General features: G+C 39.1%; 20 protein-coding genes, 2 tRNA genes, 1 rRNA gene and 2 pseudogenes. 22 read left to right on the top strand and 3 right to left on the bottom strand.

Going from position 1 to position 24,596, the window contains the following annotated elements; genetic code table 11:
• Positions 1–58: 58 nt before the first annotated feature.
• The 4 genes from ACEPXD_RS00350 (at position 59) to ACEPXD_RS00365 (ending at position 2,909) form a co-directional block, all read left to right on the top strand.
• The gene (locus ACEPXD_RS00350) at positions 59–883 is read left to right on the top strand and encodes an amino acid ABC transporter substrate-binding protein (RefSeq protein WP_391118855.1); all 825 of its coding nucleotides are present in this window, start codon (positions 59–61) and stop codon (positions 881–883) included.
• The gene (locus tag ACEPXD_RS00355) at positions 870–1,571 is read left to right on the top strand and encodes an amino acid ABC transporter permease (RefSeq protein WP_391122921.1); all 702 of its coding nucleotides are present in this window, start codon (positions 870–872) and stop codon (positions 1,569–1,571) included. Before ACEPXD_RS00350 ends, ACEPXD_RS00355 begins: the two co-directional genes overlap by 14 nt.
• Positions 1,572–1,593: 22 nt before the next feature.
• Positions 1,594–2,328, top strand: coding sequence for an amino acid ABC transporter ATP-binding protein (locus tag ACEPXD_RS00360; protein ID WP_391122924.1), 735 nt, complete (start codon positions 1,594–1,596; stop codon positions 2,326–2,328).
• A 131-nt stretch (positions 2,329–2,459) separates the two neighbouring features.
• Positions 2,460–2,909 carry a DinB family protein gene (locus ACEPXD_RS00365; RefSeq protein WP_391118858.1) on the top strand — a complete coding sequence of 150 codons (450 nt, stop codon included), beginning with the start codon at positions 2,460–2,462 and terminating at the stop codon, positions 2,907–2,909.
• 568 nt (positions 2,910–3,477) lie between these two features.
• Here ACEPXD_RS00365 and ACEPXD_RS00370 read toward each other — a convergent pair.
• From ACEPXD_RS00370 to ACEPXD_RS00380, 3 genes and pseudogenes are all read right to left on the bottom strand, one after another.
• Positions 3,478–4,190: pseudogene (locus ACEPXD_RS00370) on the bottom strand (nucleotidyltransferase domain-containing protein).
• Between the two features lie 76 nt (positions 4,191–4,266).
• Positions 4,267–4,338 (bottom strand) — tRNA-Glu (locus tag ACEPXD_RS00375).
• 17 nt (positions 4,339–4,355) lie between these two features.
• A tRNA-Met gene (locus ACEPXD_RS00380) sits at positions 4,356–4,429 on the bottom strand.
• A 205-nt stretch (positions 4,430–4,634) separates the two neighbouring features.
• On the opposite strand from ACEPXD_RS00380, the gene ACEPXD_RS00385 reads away from it, so the two are divergent.
• The 18 genes and pseudogenes from ACEPXD_RS00385 (at position 4,635) to ACEPXD_RS00470 (ending at position 24,468) form a co-directional block, all read left to right on the top strand.
• On the top strand, positions 4,635–7,001 hold the full coding sequence (locus ACEPXD_RS00385) for a SpoIIE family protein phosphatase (protein ID WP_391122927.1): 2,367 nt from the start codon (positions 4,635–4,637) through the stop codon (positions 6,999–7,001).
• 85 nt (positions 7,002–7,086) lie between these two features.
• Positions 7,087–8,475 (top strand): tRNA lysidine(34) synthetase TilS, encoded by a 1,389-nt coding sequence (gene tilS, locus ACEPXD_RS00390; protein WP_391118860.1) that lies wholly within the window; start codon positions 7,087–7,089, stop codon positions 8,473–8,475.
• A gap of 18 nt (positions 8,476–8,493) precedes the next feature.
• A complete protein-coding gene (gene hpt / locus ACEPXD_RS00395; RefSeq protein ID WP_391118862.1) occupies positions 8,494–9,036 on the top strand; it encodes a hypoxanthine phosphoribosyltransferase in 543 nt (180 codons plus the stop codon).
• A 156-nt stretch (positions 9,037–9,192) separates the two neighbouring features.
• Entirely contained in the window at positions 9,193–11,190 is a 1,998-nt protein-coding gene (gene ftsH / locus ACEPXD_RS00400; protein WP_391118864.1) for an ATP-dependent zinc metalloprotease FtsH, read from the top strand.
• A 113-nt stretch (positions 11,191–11,303) separates the two neighbouring features.
• Positions 11,304–12,086, top strand: a complete 783-nt coding sequence (locus ACEPXD_RS00405) for a type III pantothenate kinase (RefSeq protein WP_391118866.1) — start codon at positions 11,304–11,306, stop codon at positions 12,084–12,086.
• Positions 12,087–12,968, top strand: a complete 882-nt coding sequence (gene hslO / locus ACEPXD_RS00410; RefSeq protein WP_391118868.1) for an Hsp33 family molecular chaperone HslO — start codon at positions 12,087–12,089, stop codon at positions 12,966–12,968.
• Positions 12,952–13,878 (top strand): peptidyl-prolyl cis-trans isomerase, encoded by a 927-nt coding sequence (locus ACEPXD_RS00415; RefSeq protein WP_391118870.1) that lies wholly within the window; start codon positions 12,952–12,954, stop codon positions 13,876–13,878. Before hslO ends, ACEPXD_RS00415 begins: the two co-directional genes overlap by 17 nt.
• Positions 13,879–14,013: 135 nt before the next feature.
• Complete coding sequence (gene cysK, locus ACEPXD_RS00420) at positions 14,014–14,937, top strand: cysteine synthase A (protein ID WP_391118872.1); 924 nt, start codon at positions 14,014–14,016, stop codon at positions 14,935–14,937.
• 73 nt (positions 14,938–15,010) lie between these two features.
• Positions 15,011–16,456: an anthranilate synthase component I family protein gene (locus ACEPXD_RS00425; RefSeq protein ID WP_391118874.1), complete on the top strand. Its 1,446-nt coding sequence runs from the start codon at positions 15,011–15,013 to the stop codon at positions 16,454–16,456.
• A complete protein-coding gene (gene pabA / locus ACEPXD_RS00430; RefSeq protein WP_391118876.1) occupies positions 16,453–17,043 on the top strand; it encodes an aminodeoxychorismate/anthranilate synthase component II in 591 nt (196 codons plus the stop codon). Before ACEPXD_RS00425 ends, pabA begins: the two co-directional genes overlap by 4 nt.
• 1 nt (position 17,044) lies before the next feature.
• Positions 17,045–17,887, top strand: coding sequence for an aminodeoxychorismate lyase (pabC, locus tag ACEPXD_RS00435; RefSeq protein WP_391118878.1), 843 nt, complete (start codon positions 17,045–17,047; stop codon positions 17,885–17,887).
• Entirely contained in the window at positions 17,884–18,741 is an 858-nt protein-coding gene (gene folP, locus ACEPXD_RS00440) for a dihydropteroate synthase (RefSeq protein WP_391118880.1), read from the top strand. Before pabC ends, folP begins: the two co-directional genes overlap by 4 nt.
• Positions 18,742–18,746: 5 nt before the next feature.
• The gene (gene folB / locus ACEPXD_RS00445) at positions 18,747–19,112 is read left to right on the top strand and encodes a dihydroneopterin aldolase (RefSeq protein WP_391118882.1); all 366 of its coding nucleotides are present in this window, start codon (positions 18,747–18,749) and stop codon (positions 19,110–19,112) included.
• On the top strand, positions 19,109–19,627 hold the full coding sequence (gene folK / locus ACEPXD_RS00450) for a 2-amino-4-hydroxy-6-hydroxymethyldihydropteridine diphosphokinase (RefSeq protein WP_391118884.1): 519 nt from the start codon (positions 19,109–19,111) through the stop codon (positions 19,625–19,627). Before folB ends, folK begins: the two co-directional genes overlap by 4 nt.
• The gene (locus tag ACEPXD_RS00455; RefSeq protein WP_391118886.1) at positions 19,579–19,797 is read left to right on the top strand and encodes a helix-turn-helix domain-containing protein; all 219 of its coding nucleotides are present in this window, start codon (positions 19,579–19,581) and stop codon (positions 19,795–19,797) included. Before folK ends, ACEPXD_RS00455 begins: the two co-directional genes overlap by 49 nt.
• A 2-nt stretch (positions 19,798–19,799) precedes the next feature.
• Positions 19,800–20,824 (top strand): annotated as a pseudogene (dusB, locus tag ACEPXD_RS00460) (tRNA dihydrouridine synthase DusB).
• 179 nt (positions 20,825–21,003) lie between these two features.
• Entirely contained in the window at positions 21,004–22,494 is a 1,491-nt protein-coding gene (gene lysS / locus ACEPXD_RS00465; RefSeq protein ID WP_391118888.1) for a lysine--tRNA ligase, read from the top strand.
• A 420-nt stretch (positions 22,495–22,914) separates the two neighbouring features.
• Positions 22,915–24,468, top strand: a 16S ribosomal RNA gene (locus ACEPXD_RS00470).
• The last annotated feature ends 128 nt before the right edge of the window (positions 24,469–24,596 follow it).

A 24,596-nucleotide genomic window follows, 5' to 3' on the forward strand; every position in this document is an offset into this window, starting at 1 on the left:
GCTTTCTTTTAATATAGTATAATACCTAGTAATTCTATAAGGATAAAGGGGGATAAAAATGAAAAAATTATATACTTTATTATTTGCTATTGTTGCTTCGGTTTTCATGCTTGCGTCATGCGGAAACTCAGATGAAAAAACATCTGATAAAAACAATGCAAGCGCGGACAAAGCTAATGGGGATCTATTAGCAAAAATTCAAGGAAAAGGTGAGTTATTAATTGGTACAGAAGGGACATATCCACCATTCTCATTCCATGACGATTCAGGGAAGTTAACAGGTTTTGACGTAGAACTAGCAGAAGAAGTGGCTTCACGTTTAGGCGTAAAACCAAAATTTATGGAAACACAATGGGATGCTATTTTTGGAGGTCTTGATTCAAAACGGTTCGATCTAATAGCGAACCAAGTAGGGATTCGTGAAGATCGATTAGAAAAATATGATTTCTCGAAGCCATATATTTCATCGGCAGCTGTATTAGTAACAAATATGGATAACAACGACGTGAAAAGTTTTGAAGATATTAAAGGTTTACAAGCTGCTCAGACACTAACAAGTAACTTCGGCGATTTAGCAAAATCATATGGAGCAACGTTAGTAGGGGTAGAAGGTTTTAATCAAGCCATTGAGTTGATAAATTCAAAACGTGTAGATGTTACGATTAATGATAAATTATCGGTGTTAGATTTTAAAAAGAATAAGCCTGATGCCGCAGTAAAAATTGTCGCAGAAGCAGATGATGCTTCACAAAGTGGTTTTATGTTCCGCAAAGGAAATGAAACTTTAGTAGAAGCAGTAAACAAAGCGTTGAACGAAATAATTGAAGATGGTACGTACGAAAAAATTTCTAACAAATGGTTTGGCGAAAATGTTTTGGAATAGTTTTGACTTAGACCCTGACAAATTAGATCGTTATATAACAATAGCGAGATCCTCCCTTCAGCCTTTGCTGGAGGGAGCTGTTGTCTATACGCTTCCGTTATCGCTTATTACCTTTGTACTCGGGTTAGCGATAGCTGTGTTGACAGCCCTTTCCCGAATTTCGAACGCAAAAACGCTTCAATGGATTGCTAGAGCTTATGTTTCTGCAATTCGTGGCACACCTTTACTCGTACAATTGTTTATTTTGTTTTATGGTCTGCCATCCATTGGAATTGTAATTGATCCGTTCCCTGCAGCTGTTTTAGGATTTTCATTAAACGTGGGTGCGTATGCTTCTGAAGTGATTCGTGCAGCTATATTGTCGATTCCAAAAGGTCAATGGGAAGCGGCTCAAATGATAGGTATGAATTATGTACAAATGATGCGCCGTGTTATTTTACCGCAAGCAACACGTGTATCCATTCCGCCATTATCAAACACTTTTATTAGCCTAGTTAAAGATACATCGCTTGCCTCTCTGATTTTAGTAACTGAAATGTTCAGAAGAGCACAAGAAATTGCTGCGACAAACTATGAGTTCCTTTTGCTATATGCTGAAGTTGCCATTCTGTATTGGATCATCTGCTTCCTCCTGTCTATTGTTCAAAGCAACTTAGAAAATCGATTTGATCGGTATGTATCGAAATGACGGAATGGAAGGGGAATTTATGATGATTCATATACAAGGATTGGCAAAACGTTTTAATCAGGTCGAAGTACTAAGAGGAATTGATTTATCCATTGAGAAAGGACAGGTAATCGTTGTCATCGGACCATCAGGATCTGGAAAGACAACGTTATTACGCTGTTTAAATGTGTTGGAGGTACCATCTGAAGGGATTATTAGAATTGGTGATCAAGCGCTAGATTTTTCAAAGCGAATGGCGAAAAAAGAAATAGAAAGCTTCCGAAAAAAGTCCGCGATGGTCTTTCAGCACTATAATCTTTTCCCACATATGACAGTGCTACAAAATGTGATGGAAGGTCTAGTTACGGTAAAAAGGGAAGATAAGGGAAAAGCCAGAGAAAAAGCTGCTATTCTTTTACAAAAGGTAGGACTCGCAGATAAGCTCGATTATTATCCAAACCAATTATCAGGCGGACAACAACAACGTGTGGGCATTGCGCGAGCACTTGCACTTGAACCAGAAGTAATGCTGTTTGATGAGCCGACATCAGCGTTAGATCCTGAACTAGTAGGGGAAGTTCTTCAAGTAATGAAAGACTTAGCTAGAGAAGGTATTACCATGGTTGTAGTGACACATGAAATGCGTTTTGCGAATGATGTAGCCAATGAAGTGCTCTTTATGGATCAAGGGAGGATTTTGGAACGCAGCACTCCGAGTGACATGTTCATGCATCCAAAAGAAGAACGTACTCGTCAGTTTTTAAACTTAATAAAATAAGTAGGAGTATCCGCAGAACTATTGTGGATGCTTTTTTGCCGGAATAAATTGGTGAAAATGATTCGAAAAAGAAGGTAGATTGGATTCTCACCTCGAATTAAGTAGAAAATGAAAAAGCAGGAGTGATTCAATTGAAAAAAGAAAAGATACTTGAGCACCAATGGAACTACATAGAGTGGATAAAAACATTGCAAGAGCTTTCGGAAGAACAAGCGACATCTCCATACGCAGAAGGTAAATGGTCCCCAAATGAAATAGTAATGCATTTAGCCGAATGGGATCGTTTTACATTAGAAGAACGTCTCCCACAAATGAAAGAAGGGAAAAAGCTTGAAAGGTTTCCTGATTTCGAAGGCTTTAATGCAAAAGCAGAAGCCCGCGCTCAGGAACTGACATTTAAAGAAACCCTTAGGTACGCTAAGCAACAACGTCAAGCTATTATAGAGAAACTTCAGGAAATTGAAGAAGTTGAATGGGACAAAGTCTTCTTTATCGGTGAGCACCAATTATCGATTCGCAAATATTTCACCGATTTTATTGATCATGACAATCATCACAAAATGCAAATTTCACATATCTAAAGGTTTGGTATGTTAGAAATCCAGTATCTCCGGTGTTTAAAGTTGACTATCTTATTTAGGGTATCCTATATAGGTAACTGCTTGGATTAAATTCAGCTGACTATCTGTTATTAGTTAGTCGGATTTAGCGATCTGGCGTACGCTTTCTGCTAGGCTAAATCCCTTTATAGGAAGTAACGCAGTCATTCCCTGATTCATCTCAGATTGAATTCCACGTACTATTTTAGCCCTTTTTACTTTTATCGTACCAAATTTATATGATGCAACAGGCATAAAATTCTAATCGGAGGCACTAAAGAAAAAATAAGTAGTATCAATTGATAAAAAGGCGCTGAGCGGACGAAATTGTATCTTCGTCCGCTTTTAAAAGAGTAAGAAAGGATTTATTCTCTCATTATCCAAACCTTATGTACCTTGTCTCTTCATATTTCAAGAGAGCGACGGACAAACATCCGCCACAAGATACTCCTTAAAATTCTTCGTTAATAGTGTAGCTTATGTTTCGCCCAAAGCACTCAAGAAATAGTAAAGATAGTATGCACTTAAAGTGCACTAGCGTCTTTCTTATTTATTTCCCTAATGAAAATCCATCGAATAGGCGACCACCGTATGGCTCTAATACATTGTCAGTAATTTTAATTATTTTATTTTTGTCGCCAGTTTGATAATAATGATCAAAAGCTTCGACAAATTGTTCCGTAAACTGCTCATTATAGTTTTTTAATGCACGTATCATCCATTTAGATGTACCGATCCATTTACGATTGGTTCGCAAAATAAATTCACTTACTAATTCTGCTAGTGCATGAGCGATGAAGATATCTTCCGCTCTATTTTTGCTTCCAATAAAGTCGTCTAAAGCATCTGTGATAAAGTATCGTTTTTTGTTTATGGTGTCGGTAGACCATACTTCTGGACCGTTAACTAATAGTTGTCTGGCTTCTTTTTGGATTGGATCTAAGATGCCTTCGTCTTTCAAGACAATCCCTTCGGCAACCATTTTAGGTAAAGAGGGTCTAGCTCTTTTGCTATCACTTTCAGAGAAACTTTTGTATTACGTTAAATTATGGACAAAAACTTCAACTGGCCAACCACCTACCACTAATGATTCTCTGTAGCAAAAGGGAATATCTTGAATGAATACTACGATATCAAAACAGAAGTCTCTGTCGCTTCTCCTCGGACTGTACTTCCTGCTAAAAGAGCGCCTTGGCAGTTGGTAAAATTTTGAGAAATGAATTGAGTAGCAGCTTCAAAAGGTTTTAATCTATTTGTATTCACTGATAATTCTCCTTAATTTTTAATATAAAAAAAGCAGTTTCAAAAGATTTCACTTTTGAAACTGCTTTTTATTTGATGACCCCTACGGGATTCGAACCCGTGTTACCGCCGTGAAAGGGCGGTGTCTTAACCGCTTGACCAAGGGGCCATATGTTAAAAAAAAAATGGCGGCAGAGGGAGTCGAACCCACGACCTTTCGGGTATGAACCGAATGCTCTAGCCAGCTGAGCTACGCCGCCGTTTTTAACGAACAAATTACATATTACAAGCGATTGGTCAAAGTGTCAATACTTCTAGGAAAAATTTTTAAAATTTATTCATTAATTGACTAAAAGAGTCGAAAACTTTTTAAAAGCAAATGCCAGAAACAGACATACTTTTTGTTCTAATTGTAGGTATACTTCCATCAATAGCTGAATAGGAGGTATGTTACTTTTGAAAACGATGTATGAGCAAGGTCAAAAAAAAGGTTTTACGTGGAGAAAGGTTTTAGAGGGATTACAAGTACGAAAAGTATCCATTTCATTTAACATTGTTTTTTTTATTCTTGCTTTTTTCTTAGCACAAGTCGTACTATTTGAAGCTTCCGTCCCATTTTTCCTTCCAATATGGGCATTGGTAAACTTACGATTTCAACGCTTTTTACCTTGGACAATTGCCGGGGCTTTATTCGGGAGTGTTACGTTAGGACTTGGACAAGTGTTAATTCATGCTATGCAAGCAATGATTTTTCCATTCTATTTTAGAAAGTTTATAAAGAAAATACCTTTACCGCTGTTTGTACTTATAGATGTTATTTGTACTCAAGTTATCTGGCAATATATTTCATATGCAGGAAGTATTCCAGGTTCCGTTTGGCTTGCAATAGGATATGAAGGTGTTTTGAGTTTGTTTATGACTATATTCCTTTTTCAATTATTTCTACCATTACCGGATTTTCTTCATAGAAAATGGACAGCGGAAAGAATGGGAGCGGCTCTGTTAATAGGTGCATTAGTTTTAACAGGAATGTCTTCCTTTATTTTCGGATATGTTTCTATTCCTTTATTGCTAGCACATTTAGTAATTGCCATAGCTGCTGCAGTTGGAGGTGTTCAACTTGCTACCGTTGTAGCAGTGCTAGCTGGAACGATATTAAGTATTTCTAAACTGAGTTTTAGTGGGATGATCGCTGTATATGCCATTACTGGTTTTTTAGCTGGATTACACAAACCATTTGGTAGGTTGTGGCAGGCATTCAGTATGCTGGGGGCAACATTTTTCTTTATATTATACGATCATACGTTACCGCTAGATTCTGTTTATATAGGTTCGCTTGTTACTGCTTCGTTATTGTTTTTTGCAATCCCTTCCAAATGGATTAAGTACTTAAAAGATCAACTTTATCCTGATACTTCTAATATCCTGATACGTAGACAAAAATGGATGACTGAAAAAGTGAATAATCAGTTGAAAGAATTTCAGCAGTTTGCCGATTTTATTACTCGTTTTATATCGGATCGATTTGACTCTAGAGGAAAGGTTCAAAAAGAACAGAGTAAGTCTTTTTCAACTTGTCAGTCCTGTTTTCAGTATGAAAAGTGCTGGGGAGTGAAATCTAATGGTATCCCTTTGCTAATGGAACAATGGGAAGATGAAACCAAAAAAAGTAGAATACAATTAGAAAAGAAAATACAATATAAATGTGTAAAGCCTGGGCAAATAATTCAAGAGTTGACGGAGAGGGAAGTAAAAAGGAAGTTAAATAACCAACTACAACAGGGTAAAAAGATGTATGCATTAAAGCTTCGAGATATGGGGAACCATATGAGTGATCTTATAAAAAATTTAGATAATAGTATGACTTTATATACATCTCACGAGGAAGAGGTGAAGAAGAAGTTTCAACAGTGCAATATCCCTTTTTTTCAAGTAGATGTTTTGAATATAGCGGTTGGGCAGATGGAAGTAGTTTGTTGTCTACCTGTAGAATCAAAAGCCAAAATGGTTGGTGAACGATTAATACTACCTGTTTTTTACGAGTTATGGAAAGAACCTTTTGAAATAACCTCTATGAAGGAATTGCATCATCCGTATGAGCATATTCAAATGACTTGTAAATCTTCCGTTCGTTTTCAAGTGACACATGATATTTATACATCATCTAGTAGAAATACGATTTACTCTGGTGACGCACATGCTGTGTTTTCGCTACATCCTGGATTACTGGCTGTTATTTTATCCGACGGAATGGGGAATAATATTGAAGCGCATCGAGAAAGTAGAAGAGTAATGCATTTTATGCGGGAATGTTTAAATAAAAAAATGGATCCAGAAACCATCATGCATACACTTCACTATATGATGAGCTTGCAAGATGATACGGATAGCTATGCAACAGTGGATCTTGGGTTGATTGATTTACAAAAAGGAGAACTTTGGTCTTGGAAAGCGGGGAGTATGTCAACTTATTTAATAAGAGGTAATGACATGCGCAAAATCGAAAGTAAGCATGTACCATTTGGTTTTTTACCCACTTTTACAATAGAGGCAAGGAAAGTGGATATCAAAGATGGAGATATTCTATTAATGTTATCGGATGGCGTTTTTTCGTCTAACACTTCCATTGAAAAACAAGAGATGTATTACCAAAAAATATTGCAAGACCCTAAAATGGATGCGGAGAAATTTGTAAAAAAATTGGAAGAAACATATTCTTTACCAGGGGACGATCGCACCGTTATTTTCATGGAAGTAAAACATGTCGTTCCGGAATGGTCTATTTTTTCGCCGCGCGAAACAGCAAAATTCCAAGAAAAAATGGTACACTAATAAGGAATACTAAAGCTCAGCGATCTGGATTATTACGAAGTAAAAATTGTTCATACTATGATATAAATAAAAAAGAGGTGAGAAGATGCTTCTATTCGACCAAAAGGTAAAAAAATACATCGACAAGCATAAGTTGATAGAAAAGGGAGAGCGTCTTCTTATTGCTTGTTCTGGTGGAGCAGATTCGGTTGCATTGGTGCGTGTATTGCATGCACTTCAAAAAGACTATGCATTTGATATCGCAATTGTTCATACGGACCATCAGTTAAGAGGAGAAGAGTCTGAAGAGGATATGCAATTTGTTCAGCAACTTGCGGAAGCGCTCCAGTTACCTTTTTACGGTACAAAGATTGAAGTTCCAAAAAGGGTCGCCTTAGAAGGTGGAAATGTTCAAGTTATTTGTAGAGAAGAACGCTATGCATTCTTCGAAAAAATAATGGAACAGCATAACTACCAGAAATTAGTACTAGGTCATCATGCGGATGATCAAATTGAAACCGTTGTGATGTCGTTGGTGAGAGGATTGCTTTCCCCCTCTATCACAGGAATACCAAAGATAAGGCCTTTTTCAATAGGAGAAATTATTCGCCCTTTTTTATGTGTAACAAAGGATGAAATCTTTGACTATATACGTCTACTTCATCAAACTTTTAGACATGATCCAAGCAATGACAAACATACATATACCCGAAATAGAATACGGCATAAAGTAGTGCCACTATTGGTGGAAGAAAATGCACACGTGAGTGACAAAATTCAATCATTTGTGGAGAAGCAACAACAGGATGATGCATTTCTTAAAGTAATGGCTAAAGAAAAGTTTGAACAGCTTGTGACGGTAGATTCAAATGGTGCCTTTTTTCTTGATACAATGCGCTTTGCTGAAGTTCCCAATGCTTTACAAAGAAGAGTAGTTCTACTACTATTAAACTATCTCTACAAAGAATCCGAGATCCAACTAAGTGATCGATTAATTGAGTCCATTCTTTCTGCTTGTAGTGAGCATGAAGGTAATGTGGTAATCCATTTACCCAACACTTTTTTCCTTGTGCGCCATTATAATAAGGTCCAGTTTACATCTTCCTATCGTGAACCTGAATTATCCGGGGGAATGATTATTCAAGAGAATTGCTGGCATGATATTGGTGCTGGTTTTTCGATTTATGTAACGAGAAATTTAGAGGGAACTATTTCAGCTGAAAAGTGGTTTGTTCAGTTGGAAAATGATTCATTTCCGCTTTTTATTAGGCAAAAAGCAGAAGGCGATCGCATTCATGTGAAAGGGATGTCCTCGCTAAAGAAAGTTTCTCGATTATTTATAGATGAAAAAGTCTCAGCAGAGGATCGGCGTGTTTGGCCGCTGCTTGTAAATCAGAACAATGATATACTAGCGGTGATTGGACTTCGTTACGAAGAGCGGTTTTCAAGGGAGTATCAAGGACAAAACTATGTCATATACTTAAAACAAAATTAACTATTAGGGGGGACTAAAATGTTAGAAAAAGACATTCTAGAAATTCTATTAACGGAAGAACAAATTCAAGAAAAGACTCGTGAATTAGGAGCAACACTAACAGCAGACTATAAAGATAAGTTCCCACTTGCTATTGGGATTTTAAAAGGGGCAATGCCATTTATGTCCGACTTGATGAAACGTGTAGACATATACATTGAAATGGATTATATGGATGTATCAAGTTACGGCAATGCTACAGTATCTTCTGGAGAAGTAAAAATTATTAAAGATTTAAATACAAGTGTAGAAGGACGCGACATTTTAATCATTGAAGACATTATTGATAGTGGGATGACATTAAGTTATTTAGTAGATCTATTCAAATATCGTAAAGCAAAATCGATTAAGCTTGTTACATTGCTTGATAAACCATCTGGTCGAAAAGTAGATTTGAAAGCCGATTATGTTGGCTTCGAAGTTCCAGATGCATTTGTTGTTGGTTATGGCTTAGATTATGCAGAAAAGTATCGTAATCTACCTTATGTTGGTGTGTTGAAGAAAGAAGTTTACTCTTTTTAGTTAGAACTGTATCGTGCAGGTTTTATTCAAAATCTGGGCGCAAATATGCCGAGGTATATTTGATTACTGAACGGAAAGGCTTTTCATTGTACGTGAAAAAAATCGTATGATAAGATTACATATAGTTTTTCTGTTTACCTTGTGAGGAGGCTGGGAATGAATCGAGCATTGCGTTACGCTATATTATACCTATTAATATTTTTTGTGATTGTTGGGATTTTTGCGACGTTTAATACAAGCAACGCACCAACCAAAAATATTAATTATACCGAATTTATGACTTCACTTTCAAAAGGGGAAGTGACAAGCTTTACAATGCAGCCGGAACAAGGTGTATTTTTTGTTGAAGGTGAGATGAAAGGCTATAAAGAAGGAGAAAAGTTTTTAACTAAGCTTCCTCCTAATAGTACTAATCTACAAGCGAAAATTGATGCGCTGGCAGAATCTGGATCAGTCAAAGTTGATGTAAAAGCAATGCCTAAAACAAGTGGCTGGATTCAATTTTTCACAGGATTATTACCATTTTTGATTATCATTATTTTATTCTTCTTCTTATTAAGCCAATCACAAGGCGGTGGTAACCGTGTGATGAACTTTGGTAAGAGCAAAGCGAAACTATACGATAATGAAAAGAAAAAAGTGAGATTTACAGATGTTGCTGGGGCAGATGAGGAAAAAGCTGAACTAGTAGAAGTAGTAGATTTCTTAAAAGATCCACGCAAATTCGTGGAAATCGGAGCTCGTATTCCGAAAGGGATCTTATTAGTAGGTCCTCCAGGTACGGGTAAAACATTACTCGCTCGCGCAGTTGCAGGGGAGTCTGGCGTTCCGTTTTTCTCTATCAGCGGATCGGATTTCGTTGAAATGTTTGTCGGAGTTGGGGCATCACGTGTTCGTGATTTGTTTGAAAACGCGAAGAAAAATGCACCTTGTATTATTTTTATAGATGAAATTGATGCGGTAGGTCGTCAACGTGGAGCTGGTCTTGGTGGTGGGCATGATGAACGTGAACAAACACTCAACCAATTACTTGTTGAAATGGACGGTTTCGGTGCAAATGAAGGTATTATTATCATTGCTGCAACGAATAGACCAGATGTTTTAGACCCGGCACTTCTTCGTCCAGGTCGTTTTGACCGTCAAATTACAGTTGGGCGTCCGGATGTTAAAGGTCGTGAAGCGGTACTTAAAGTACATGCTCGCAATAAACCATTAGATGAATCGGTAGACTTAAAAGCAATTGCACAACGTACACCAGGATTCTCTGGAGCGGATTTAGAAAACTTATTAAATGAAGCCGCGCTAGTAGCTGCTAGACGTGACAAGAAAAAAGTAGATATGAGTGACATTGATGAAGCAACAGATCGGGTAATTGCTGGTCCAGCAAAATCCGGTAAAGTTATTTCTAAAAAAGAACGTAATATTGTTGCGTTCCATGAAGCAGGACATGTGGTTATCGGATTAACACTAGATGATGCAGAAATCGTGCATAAAGTGACAATCGTTCCACGCGGTCAAGCTGGAGGATATGCGGTAATGCTTCCAAAAGAAGATCGTTACTTCATGACAAAACCTGAACTGCTTGATAAAATCTCAGGTCTACTTGGTGGTCGTGTAGCGGAAGAAATTACATTTGGGGAAGTTTCTACAGGTGCCCATAATGACTTCCAACGTGTAACTAGTATTGCGCGAAGCATGGTTACGGAGTACGGTATGAGTGATAAATTAGGTCCTATGCAGTTTGGTCAAGCGCAAGGTGGTAACGTTTTCCTTGGACGTGACTTTAACTCAGAGCAAAACTATTCTGATGCGATTGCATATGAAATTGATCAAGAGATGCAAAAAATGATAAAAGAGCAATATGCACGAACAAAACAAATATTAACGGAAAAACGTGAGTTATTAACTTTAATTGCGAATACGTTATTAGATGTAGAAACGCTGGATGCTGCTCAAATCAAACACTTGGAAGAACACGGAACCCTTCCGGAACGCGTATATGATTTAGCGAACCAAGAAGTAAAAGTGGAAGAAAGTGAAGAAGTACCTGACGCAGTAGGTGCTCCAGCAGATCCATCTACTAGTGATTTACCTACAGAAAATGGTCCAACAGTTGAGTCGAAAAATTCAATTCAAGAAGAACGTAGAGATTAATAGAAAAAAGGGCTGGTTGCTTCTCGTATTTATACGAGGCAACCAGCTTTTTTCTTTAGGTCTTTCTATGGTATGATGTGTGGGAAAACTTACGAAAAGTGAGGACAAGCTAGATGATACTTGTGCTAGATACAGGGAATACAAATATTGTTTTAGGTGTATATGAAAATGATAAGCTCATCCATCATTGGCGAATGGAAACAGACCGCCTAAAAACAGAAGATGAATACGGGATGCAAGTAAAAGCATTGTTTTCACATGCCAATATTTCTTTTGACCAAATAGAAGGTATTATTATTTCTTCCGTTGTACCACCCATTATGTTTTCGTTAGAAGCAATGTGCAAAAAATATTTTGGTATCAAACCAATAGTGGTAGGACCTGGAGTCAAAACTGGATTGAATATTAAGTGCGAGAATCCGCGTGAAGTGGGGGCAGATCGAATTGTGAATGCCGTCGCTGCTATTCATGCGTATGGTAGTCCTCTCATAATAGTTGACTTTGGAACTGCCACGACATATTGTTTTGTCAATGAACAAGACGAGTACATGGGAGGGGCAATAGCACCTGGAATTGGTATATCAACAGAGGCACTCTTTACTCGAGCGAGTAAACTTCCTCGAATAGAGTTAGCCAGACCAGAACATGTAGTAGGAAAAAATACTGTTTCTGCAATGCAGTCTGGTATTGTTTATGGGTATGTTGGACAAGTAGAAGGTATAGTAAATCGGATAAAAAAAGTATCAAAACACACTCCTAAAGTGATAGCAACGGGCGGTATGGCAAATCTAATAGGAGATGAAACAACAATCGTGGATGTAATAGATCCTTTTTTAACGTTAAAAGGATTATATCTAATATATCAACGAAACTTAAATGAAAAAGGAATGAAATAAATGAGTGATTATTTAGTAAGAGCGTTAGCTTTTAAAGGAAGTGTACGCGCATTTGCGGTGCGGACAACAGAAACTGTTGGAGAAGCGCAAAGGCGTCACCAAACATGGCCAACTGCATCAGCGGCACTTGGAAGAACCATGACTGCTGCGGTTATGATGGGGGTTATGTTAAAAGGTGAGGATAAGCTCACGATCAAAGTAGAAGGTAATGGTCCGATTGGCCCGATGATAATTGATAGCAATGCAAAAGGAGAAGCTCGTGGCTATGTAACGAATCCGCAGACACATTTCGATTTAAATGAAGTTGGGAAATTAGATGTTCGTCGTGCGGTTGGAACGGAAGGAACATTAACCATCGTAAAAGATCTTGGTTTAAGAGACTTTTTTACAGGACAAGTGCCAATCGTTTCTGGAGAAATTGGGGAAGACTTTACGTATTATTTTGCTGTATCCGAGCAAGTTCCATCATCTGTTGGTCTAGGGGTATTGGTTAATCCGGACAATACAATTCTAGCGGCAGGTGGATTTATCATTCAACTGATGCCTGGTACCGATGATGAGACGATTACAATTATTGAAGAAAAACTAAAAATAATGGAGCCCGTTTCAAAAATGATTGAAAAAGGGTTAACACCAGAAGAATTGCTTTTTGAAATCTTAGGAAAAGATAATGTGCAGATTTTGGACTCTACTCCTGTTTCGTTTGCGTGTAATTGTTCAAAAGAACGGTTTGGTAGTGCGATTATTAGTTTAGGTGAAAAAGAAATTCGAGAAATGATTGAGGAAGATGGAGGAGCAGAAGCGCATTGTCATTTCTGTATGGAGAAATATTTATACTCAATAGAAGAATTGGAGTCATTCATCGATGAAATCAACGCGTGATAACTTTAATCCACAACAAAAACGACATCTAAAAACAAAACCAGTGCTATTCCTACTTAGCATTCTTTTGCTTGGCAATTTCCTGTGGTTTATTGCTTGGTTGACACCGAATGAGAAGGTCAGTGAAACGGAAGAAGTCGCATCTGTTGGTGGGGAAGTTATTACAAAGGAAGAATGGATGGCTTCGATGGAAGCGATGTACGGGAAAGAAGTGTTATTGGATTTAGTAAATGCAAAAGTGATGGAGGCAGCTGCTAAAAAGAACAATATACAAGTTACCGATCAAGAAATAGAACTCGAACTTGCTCTTATTCGTTCGACACAAGAAGGAACCGATACATCTCTTCAAACATTTGATGAAGAAACGATGCGTCAAAAAGTACGATCTCGCTTAATTTTAGAAAAAGTTTTAGCGAAAGATATTGTGATAGAAGACGATGCAATAAAGGCATATTATGATAATAATAAAAACTTATATAATATACCTACTTCCTATCGAACGAGTATTATTTATGCTACTACAGAAGACGAAGCAAAAGAAGTTGTAAAAGAACTGGATAATGGCTCCTCCTTTGAAGGATTGGCAAGAGAACGCTCCAAAGATGCTAGTTCTGCAAGTTTGGGTGGAGACATCGGATATGTATCGGCAGATGCGCAGTCGGTAGATACTGCCATTATCTCTGCCTTGCCAAACATAGAGGTTGGTAAATGGAGTGATATCATTGCATTGAAGGATGGGAGATTTGCAGTTGCTCAAGTTGTAAATGTTTTTGAAGGTGAGTCATTTTCGTATGCGGATGTAAAAGACCATATTCACCGAGAGCTTGCACTAGATCAGCTCTCTCAATCTGTTACACCCGAAACATTTTGGCAAGAATTCAATGCCAAATGGTCGTATAGTGAGAAGTAACAGCGTATTCTATGGAGTATGCTGTTTTTTCTAATTTTCAGCCTTTTTCAATGTTCTTTTATTGACATTTATTCTCTGTCATTGGTATTATAAAAAATAAAACCTATTAATTTAGTAGGAATTAGGAGTGGGATAATGGCAAAGTTAGCGCAATCCGTAGTCGAATTAATTGGTAAAACGCCAGTAGTGAAATTAAACAGAGTTTCAAATCCTGAGGATGCCGAAGTGTATGTAAAATTAGAATACTTCAACCCGGGAAGTAGTGTAAAAGATCGTATTGCATTTGCCATGATTGAAGCCGCTGAAAAAGAGGGGAAATTACAAGAGGGTAGCACAATAATTGAACCTACTAGTGGTAATACAGGAATAGGCCTTTCGATGATTGCAGCTGCCAAAGGTTATAAAGCTGTATTAGTAATGCCAGATACAATGAGTTTAGAGCGTAGAAACCTTCTACGTGCTTATGGTGCCGACTTAGTGTTAACACCTGGAGCAGACGGGATGAAAGGTGCTATTGCAAAAGCAGAAGAACTGGCAAATGAAAATGAATGGTTTATGCCTCAACAATTCAACAATGAAGCAAACCCAGAAATTCATCGTTTAACAACAGGTCCTGAGATTGCAGAAGTATTTGACGAATTACACGGCTTTGTAGCAGGAATAGGTACTGGTGGAACAATCACTGGGGCTGGTAGTGTATTGAAAGAAAAATTCCCGGATATTCAGATTGTTGCAGTGGAACCAAAGGACTCCAATGTTCTATCTGGAGGTAAACCAGGTCCTCATAAAATACAAGGTATTGGTGCAGGATTTGTACCAAAGGTGTTAGATACAAAAATGTATCATTCTATTATTCAAGTATCAAATGAGGATGCATATGCAACGTCACGTGAAGTTGCAAAATTAGAAGGTATACTTGGCGGCGTTTCTGCAGGTGCTGCTATTTACGGAGCGCTTCAACTTGCAAAACAACTTGGGAAAGGTAAAAAAGTTGTTGCAATTATCCCAGATAACGGAGAACGTTATTTAAGTACACCGTTATACCAATTTGAAGACTAATGTAAAAAAGAGGAGTGGGAGCGAATATGCTTCCGCTTTTTTATGTGGCGAAAAGTAGGGGTTTCAAGTTAAGATGGAGGCAAATCGTTTTTTGGGGGGATTTGAAGAAGTGGATTCACTAAACTTACAAACACATACATTTAACATGGCGAAGGAAGCCTTTTTTTATGCGTATAAAGAAATAACGAAAGAAGAGTCTCATCATTTATTTTTAGAAAGTGGCAGAGGAGGACATTTATGTGTTGCGGCTTGGAATCCAATTGTAGTGACAAAATCAGTTGATACTGGATTACATATAAAATGGCGAAGTGGAAAAGAAGAGGTGCGTTCAGGAGAAGCACTCACTGAATTGGAGAAGCTTGTTGAGTCGTTTAGAATTCCTTTTCAAGAAGAATTACCGGATTTCCAAGGTGGTGCCGCCGGTTTTATTAGTTATGATTATGCTCGTAAAATAGAAGTTTTACCTACTCTAGCGGTGGATGATTTGCATGTACCAGATATTTATTTTTATCTGTTTGATTTCTGGGCAGTTCTGGATGTTGCCACAGAAACCGTGACATGTATGAAATTATCAATAAGTGATGTAGATTTGGCTGAAATGGAAGAAGTGTTGAAGGCTGCAAGTAGAAGGGGGGAGCGTCTATTTTTATCAGGGGCTGCAACAGAAGTAGCTGAAGATCAAGCAGAGTTATTTGTTTCAGTAAATGAAACGGAATTTGAGTCTGCCGTTCATCAAGTGCAAGAATATATTGCCCAAGGCGATGTATTTCAAGTAAACCTATCTGTTCGACAATCCAAAAAATTAAACGCAGAGCCAATTGCTATGTATGAGGCACTCCGCGCATTTAATCCATCTCCGTATATGGCTTATATTCAATCCCCAGAATTTGCAGTTGTATCTGGATCACCGGAGCTATTAGTGAAGAAAAAGGGGACAGAATTATCTACTCGTCCAATCGCAGGAACGAGACCACGTGGAAAAAGCGATCAAGAAGATATTCGACTTGCTCATGAACTAATTGACAATGAAAAAGAGCGAGCAGAACATGTCATGCTTGTCGACCTAGAAAGAAATGATTTAGGGCGAGTATCTACCTATGGCTCTGTAGAGGTAGATGAATTTATGGTTATTGAACGGTACTCACATGTTATGCATATTGTTTCAAATGTAAAAGGGACACTTCGTCCTGATACTTCTAATACAGAAATTGTCCAAGCTATGTTCCCTGGTGGAACAATAACTGGAGCTCCCAAAATTCGTACGATGGAAATCATTGAAGAATTAGAGCCGGTTCGCAGAGGGTTATATACAGGCTCTATCGGTTGGTTAGGATTTTCGGGTGATTTGGAGCTGAATATTGTCATTCGAACAGCCTTTATTCAAGATGGAATGGCACATATTCAAGCGGGAGCAGGAATTGTAATAGATTCTATTCCTAGTGCAGAATATGTAGAGTCTTTAAACAAAGCGAAAGCATTATGGCAAGCGAAAGCTATGGCAGAAGGAGGAAAACAATGATTTTGATGATTGATAATTATGATTCCTTTACTTACAATCTCGTTCAATATATAGGAGAGCTTGGAGAAGAGGTGAAGGTTGTTCGTAATGATGAGCTGACGATTGCTGAAATCGAGCAACTAGCTCCAAATATAATTGTCGTATCGCCAGGTCCTTGTACGCCGAATGAGGCTGGGATTAGTTTAGAGGCAATCGCATATTTTGCGGGGAAGATTGCTATATTGGGTGTTTGTCTAGGTCATCAATCGATTGGGCAAGCATTCGGAGGAAAAGTAATTCGTGCAGAAAGATTAATGCATGGGAAAACATCTCCTGTTTTTCATGATGGAAAAGGTGTAAATAAGGAAATGCCAAACCCTTTTCAAGCAACAAGGTATCATTCGCTGCTTGTAGAGAAAGAAACGTTGCCTGATTGTTTGGAAGTGACCTCTTGGACAGAAGAAGGAGAAATTATGGGACTTCGACATAAAGAATTTCCTGTAGAAGGTGTACAATTCCATCCAGAGTCAATCATGACAGAGGAAGGGAAAAAACTCATTCAAAACTTTATCGGGGCATACAGCCCTTCTATAAAGGGGAATATCTAACGTGGATGCTTGGAAAAATGATGAATTATACCACTCAGATGAGCTAATGATTTCCCCTTATGATCATGGCTTCTTGTATGGACTTGGTTTTTTTGAAACGTTTCGTACGTACAATGGAAAAGTGTTTTTATGGGAAGAACATTGGGGGAGACTCTCTCGTGCATTAGCTGATTTTCGTATTACCATGCCTTACGATCAAGAAGTGATACTGGCAGCTGTAGCTAAGTTAACGACAGCGAATAATGGGGAAGACGGATACTTTAGGCTAAATATTTCGGCAGGTGTGCATGATATTGGCCTCCAACCAACTAGTTATGAAAAGCCCACGGTCATTTTATTCCGAAAAGCATTGCATACTCTACCTAGAGGAATGGAAAAATCAGCAGTATGGCTAGAAACGTTGAGAAATTCTCCGGAAAGTGGGATGCGCCATAAATCCCATCATTACGCAAATAATGTACAAGCCCGATTTGAAATTGCTTCCCTAGCCTCTTTGGAAGGTATCTTTCTAACTGCGGATGGATTTGTTGCAGAAGGAATTACGTCGAATGTGTTTTGGGTGAAGGAAGGGAAATTATATACACCTTCACTAGATACAGGAATATTAGCCGGCGTCACACGGGGTTGGCTGATAAAAAATTCTCCATTCGCGGTAGAGGAAGGTTTATTTGTAAGAGAAGTATTAGAGGAAGCCGATGAAGTATTTATTACAAACGCGGTACAAGAAATTGTCCCTATAAAAAATATAGAAGAAAAGTACTTTTTAGGAAATGAAGGACCTGTGTATGCTGCGCTTCATGAAGCGTATGTAACGTGTATTCAGAAGGAAGGTGCAGAACGTTGAACTTACAATATAATACGAAGCCCTTTGAAGCCGGGGGAGTTACATTAGATTTTCGAAAAGAAACAATTGTGATGGGTATATTAAATGTCACGCCGGATTCTTTTTCGGATGGTGGAAAGTTTAATGAAATAGAAGTAGCAGTTGCTAGAGCCAAGCAGATGGTTGTGGATGGTGCTAAAATTATTGATATTGGTGGGGAGTCTACCAGACCTGGTCATACAGTTATTTCAGATGAAGAAGAAATAGCGCGTGTTGTACCAGTTATTCAAGCGATTAGCGCAGAAGTGAATGCGGTCATATCTATTGATACATACAAATCAGCAGTTGCGAGGGCTGCAGTACTAGCTGGTGCACATGTCATTAATGATATCTGGGGGGCTAAAAGAGATCCTAAGGTGGCGATGGTAGCTGCAGAACTCGGTGTACCGATTATACTAATGCATAATAGAGACGACGAAGAATATAACGATTTCTGGCCAGAAGCAAAACAAGATTTAGTAGAATGTATTCAAATTGCAAAAGCGGCGGGAGTGCCTAATGAACATATTTGGTTAGATCCGGGTATTGGTTTTGGGAAATCCACAACCCAAAACATTTGGATGATGCAACACTTGGAACACTTAGTGGACATGGGTTATCCCGTTTTACTGGCGACTTCACGTAAACGACTAATCGGAAATGTACTCAATCTTCCTGTGAACGAACGAATGGAAGGAACAGGTGCGACTGTTTGCTTCGGTTTGCAACTTGGTTGTCATATGGTGCGTGTACATGATGTGAAAGAAATTGCGCGTATGACGATAATGATGGATGTACTTACAGGAAAAGTGGAATATAAGGAAAGCGAGGTATAACTATTATGGATTACATACATTTAAATGATTTGGAGTTTTACGGATACCATGGAGTTTTGCCGGAAGAAACTAAGCTTGGTCAAATTTTTCGTGTTACGATTACGCTTGCTTGTGATTTAAAAAAAGCAGGTGAAACGGACGACTTAGCGGAAACTGTGAATTATGCAGAGGTATTTGAGCTTTGTAAGGAGATTGTGGAAGGAAAGCCTTATTTATTAATTGAGGCAGTAGCAGAAAAAATAGCTGGACGGATATTAAAGGATTATGAAGCCAAAGTAACTGGTTGTCGCATACAACTAGTGAAGCCGAATCCGCCGATTGTAGGTCATTATGCTTCTGTTGCAGTCGATATTACAAGAGGCGTGCTATGAATAGAGCGTATTTGTCACTAGGGTCCAATATAGGTGATAGACTGGATTATCTTAGAAGGGCAGTTCAATTGTTACGAGAAAGCGAAAGCGTTCAAATGAATAAAGTGTCCTCTGTTTATGAAACAGACCCTGTTGGTTATGTAGATCAAGGGGCTTTTTTAAATGTTGTAGTGGAGCTTGAAACGCTACTTTCACCTCACCAATTATTAAAAAAATGCAATGAAATTGAAGAAGATCTTGGGCGTACTCGAGATATTCATTGGGGTCCTCGAACTGTAGACCTTGACATTTTGTTGTATAATGAAGAGAATATGAAAACAGAGGATCTCATTATTCCACATCCAAGGATGACGGAAAGAGGTTTTGTGCTCGTGCCTCTTGTGGAATTAAATCCGGATTTAGTTGAGCCTCTAACAAAGCATTCTTTATTGAAGCTTGCACATGTTCAGAAAGAAGGCGTTCGTAAATGGAAAACACTCGATGGGGTAGACGCATTCGTGCATTTCGACGATTAAAAAGAATAAATCAAGTTGAGCTTGCAAAAGAAATGAATATTTCGGTGTCTATACTTGGTCAAATAGAGCAAGGAAAAAGGGTTCCAAATGAGGTGCAGTTAGAAAGCATTGCAACTGTACTTGATATACAGCTGGATGAATTAAAAGGAGAAATAAAAGAAGGTAAATGATTATGTCGATTTCATCAACAAAGCCATTTAAAATTGGTAACTTTGAAATGGATAATCGTGTAGTTTTAGCCCCAATGGCTGGTATTTGTAATTCTGCTTTCCGATTAACTGTCAAGGAGTTTGGCGCGGGGTTAGTTTATGCAGAGATGATTAGTGATAAGGGATCGTTTATAAAAACGAAAAGACTTTAAGTATACTTTATATTGATGAACGTGAAAATCCGCTATCACTTCAAATTTTTGGTGGAGAAAAAGAAACACTTGTTGCGGCAGTTAAATATGTAGATCAACATACTTCAGCGGACATCATTGATATTAATATGGGATGTCCAGTAAATAAAATCATTAAATGTGAAGCCGGAGCTAGATGGCTTCTTGATCCAGGAAAGATTTACGAAATGGTTTCTGCAGTTGTATATAATGTGAAAAAACCAGTAAGTGTAAAAATGCGTACAGGTTGGGATGGTGATCATATTTATGTTGTGGAGAATGCTCGTGCAGTTGAGCGTGCAGGCGGAGCGGCAGTAGCTATTCATGGTCGTACACGATTACAAATGTATGAAGGGTATGCGAACTGGGATTTGATTCGTCAAGTGAAAGAGGCAGTGAATATCCCTGTTATCGGAAATGGAGACGTAAATACTCCCCAAGATGCAAAACGTATGTTGGATGAAACTGGTGTAGATGCTGTAATGATTGGTCGTGCAGCACTAGGAGACCCATGGATGATTTATCGTACGGTTGAATATTTGGAGTCTGGCGAACTGAAACCAGAGCCTTCTGTTCAAGAAAAAATAGACGTGTGCTTATTACACTTCGATCGCTTAACTGCTTTAAAAGGTGAAGGCGTTGCAGTACGAGAAATGCGCAAACATGCTTCTTGGTATTTAAAAGGTATTCGTGGGAACGGTATAGCAAGAAATATGATTAACCAAACAGAAACCACTCAAGAGCTAAAAGACTACATGCGCTATTTTGCAGAAGAATCAACGAAAGAATATACTGATGCGGAATCGATTCTTGTTTAATATTAAAATGCGGGGCTGTCACTTCAAGTGATGGCTCTTTCCGTTTTAATGGGCAGTCAGAATAATGAGAAATATCACCAAGTGTAGGAAAAAGGTGAACAGTGTACAGAAATTGTGTACAATAAGTTCAACGTAATAAATGAAACTTGCGGATAAAAGGTAGTGGAGGAGTGACGAACATGTCTAATGTAGAAGAATTAAACGATCAACTTTTGGTGAGAAGACAAAAGATGACTGCAATACAAGAGAAAGGCTTAGATCCTTTTGGTAGTAAATTTGAACGTACTCATTTGAGTGATCAAGTGATTGCAGAATTTGCCGACTTTTCGAAAGAACAGTTAGAAGAAACGCCACATGAAGTCGTAATTGCAGGTCGTATTATGACAAAGCGCGGAAAAGGGAAAGCTGGATTTGCGCATATTCAAGACTTCGGTGGTCAAATCCAAATTTATGTACGTAAAGATGCAATAGGTGAAGATGCGTATGAATTATTTAACTCAGCGGATTTAGGAGATATCGTAGGTGTGCGAGGGAATGTATTCCGTACACAAGTAGGGGAATTATCTGTTAAAGCGGTAGAATTCACGTTTTTAACAAAATCACTACGACCAATGCCAGAGAAATTCCACGGTTTAAAAGATGTTGAGCAACGCTACCGTCAACGCTATTTAGACTTAATGACTAGTGATGATAGTAAAAAAACGTTCATCACTAGAAGTCGTATTATTCAATCTATGCGTCGATATTTAGATGGTCAAGGTTACTTAGAGGTGGAAACGCCATTATTGCATTCTATTGCGGGCGGAGCAGCAGCACGTCCTTTCATTACACATCATAATGCACTAGACATGGAACTTTATATGCGAATTGCAATTGAGTTACATTTAAAACGTTTAATCGTTGGTGGATTAGAAAAAGTATATGAAATTGGACGAGTGTTCAGAAATGAAGGTGTTTCAACGCGTCATAATCCCGAATTCACCATGATTGAATTATATGAAGCGTATGCTGATTATAAAGACATCATGAATCTGACGGAGAATTTAGTGTCACATGTTGCGCAAGAAGTACTGGGATCAACTACAGTGATGTACGGTGAGGATGCAATTAATCTTGCTCCAGGCTGGAGACGTTGGCATATGGCAGATGCGGTAAAAGAAACAACAGGAGTGGACTTCTGGAATGAAATGACGAAGGAAGCAGCACATGCAGTAGCGAAAGAACATGGCGTAGAAGTAAAACCTTCTATGGAAGTAGGTCATGTATTAAATGAATTCTTTGAGCAAAAAGTAGAAGAAACATTAGTACAACCCACATTTATCTATGGACATCCAGTAGAAGTTTCGCCACTTGCTAAGAAAAATCCAGAAGATGGAAGGTTTACAGATCGCTTCGAACTATTCATTGTTAGACGTGAGCATGCAAACGCATTTACAGAACTAAATGACCCCATTGATCAACGTCAACGCTTCGAAGCACAATTAGTTGAAAAAGAAGCGGGTAATGATGAAGCGCATGAAATGGATGAAGACTTCTTAGAAGCATTAGAATACGGTATGCCGCCAACAGGTGGTTTGGGAATTGGAATTGACCGATTAGTAATGTTATTAACTAACGCTGCATCTATTCGTGACGTATTATTGTTCCCAACAATGCGACACAAAGATTAGTCATATAGGATTTTCTTTTAATGGAAGGTGGGGCACTACTATTTATAGTGCTCCACCTTTTTAATATCCACTATATGTTGTGGAAAGCGTTTAAGGTAAAAGTTTTTGGATAAAAGTTAAGAAAATCTCTTGTCATAACCTTTACAAGGTGGTATAGTTATCAAGTTGTCATTTTCACTACTGACTTCTTCAAAAAAAGAAATAAAAAAGTTGTTGACATCGATAATGAAATTTGTTATGATATTAAAGTCGTCAAAACGACACAGCAACAAAAACAAAACATGAACATTGAAAACTGAACATGCAAAACGTTAAGAAATACAGCTTGAAAGACTAACTTCGGTTAGTTCGAAAGCAAAACAATTTGGACATCATTTAATGATGATGCCAGCAAAACAAAATGAGCTTTTTAAGTTCTCTATTATGGAGAGTTTGATCCTGGCTCAGGACGAACGCTGGCGGCATGCCTAATACATGCAAGTCGAGCGAATGACGAAGAAGCTTGCTTCTTCTGATTTAGCGGCGGACGGGTGAGTAACACGTGGGCAACCTGCCCTGTAGATTGGGATAACTCCGGGAAACCGGGGCTAATACCGAATAATCCATTTCCTCACATGGGGAGATGTTAAAAGACGGTTTCGGCTGTCACTACAGGATGGGCCCGCGGCGCATTAGCTAGTTGGTGAGGTAACGGCTCACCAAGGCGACGATGCGTAGCCGACCTGAGAGGGTGATCGGCCACACTGGGACTGAGACACGGCCCAGACTCCTACGGGAGGCAGCAGTAGGGAATCTTCCACAATGGACGAAAGTCTGATGGAGCAATGCCGCGTGAGTGAAGAAGGTTTTCGGATCGTAAAACTCTGTTGTGAGGGAAGAACAAGTACGAGAGTAACTGCTCGTACCTTGACGGTACCTCATTAGAAAGCCACGGCTAACTACGTGCCAGCAGCCGCGGTAATACGTAGGTGGCAAGCGTTGTCCGGAATTATTGGGCGTAAAGCGCGCGCAGGCGGTCCTTTAAGTCTGATGTGAAATCCCACGGCTCAACCGTGGAAGGTCATTGGAAACTGGGGGACTTGAGTACAGAAGAGGAAAGCGGAATTCCAAGTGTAGCGGTGAAATGCGTAGAGATTTGGAGGAACACCAGTGGCGAAGGCGGCTTTCTGGTCTGTAACTGACGCTGAGGCGCGAAAGCGTGGGGAGCAAACAGGATTAGATACCCTGGTAGTCCACGCCGTAAACGATGAGTGCTAAGTGTTAGGGGGTTTCCGCCCCTTAGTGCTGCAGCTAACGCATTAAGCACTCCGCCTGGGGAGTACGGTCGCAAGACTGAAACTCAAAGGAATTGACGGGGGCCCGCACAAGCGGTGGAGCATGTGGTTTAATTCGAAGCAACGCGAAGAACCTTACCAGGTCTTGACATCCCGCTGACCGTTCTAGAGATAGATCTTTCCCTTCGGGGACAGCGGTGACAGGTGGTGCATGGTTGTCGTCAGCTCGTGTCGTGAGATGTTGGGTTAAGTCCCGCAACGAGCGCAACCCTTGATCTTAGTTGCCAGCATTTAGTTGGGCACTCTAAGGTGACTGCCGGTGATAAACCGGAGGAAGGTGGGGATGACGTCAAATCATCATGCCCCTTATGACCTGGGCTACACACGTGCTACAATGGACGGTACAGAGGGTCGCAACCCCGCGAGGGTGAGCTAATCCCATAAAACCGTTCTCAGTTCGGATTGTAGGCTGCAACTCGCCTACATGAAGCCGGAATCGCTAGTAATCGTGGATCAGCATGCCACGGTGAATACGTTCCCGGGCCTTGTACACACCGCCCGTCACACCACGAGAGTTTGTAACACCCGAAGTCGGTGGGGTAACCCTTACGGGAGCCAGCCGCCGAAGGTGGGACAGATGATTGGGGTGAAGTCGTAACAAGGTAGCCGTATCGGAAGGTGCGGCTGGATCACCTCCTTTCTAAGGATAATATCGGAATACAGATTTTTATCTGTATCTTAACGTTTTGCAGTTCAGTTTTGAATGTTCATTTTTATGAGCATTTGAAAACTTGTTCTTTGAAAACTGGATAAAAAGACATTGAAAGA

This window comes from Psychrobacillus sp. L3 (genome assembly GCF_042945595.1).
GTDB lineage: Bacteria > Bacillota > Bacilli > Bacillales_A > Planococcaceae > Psychrobacillus.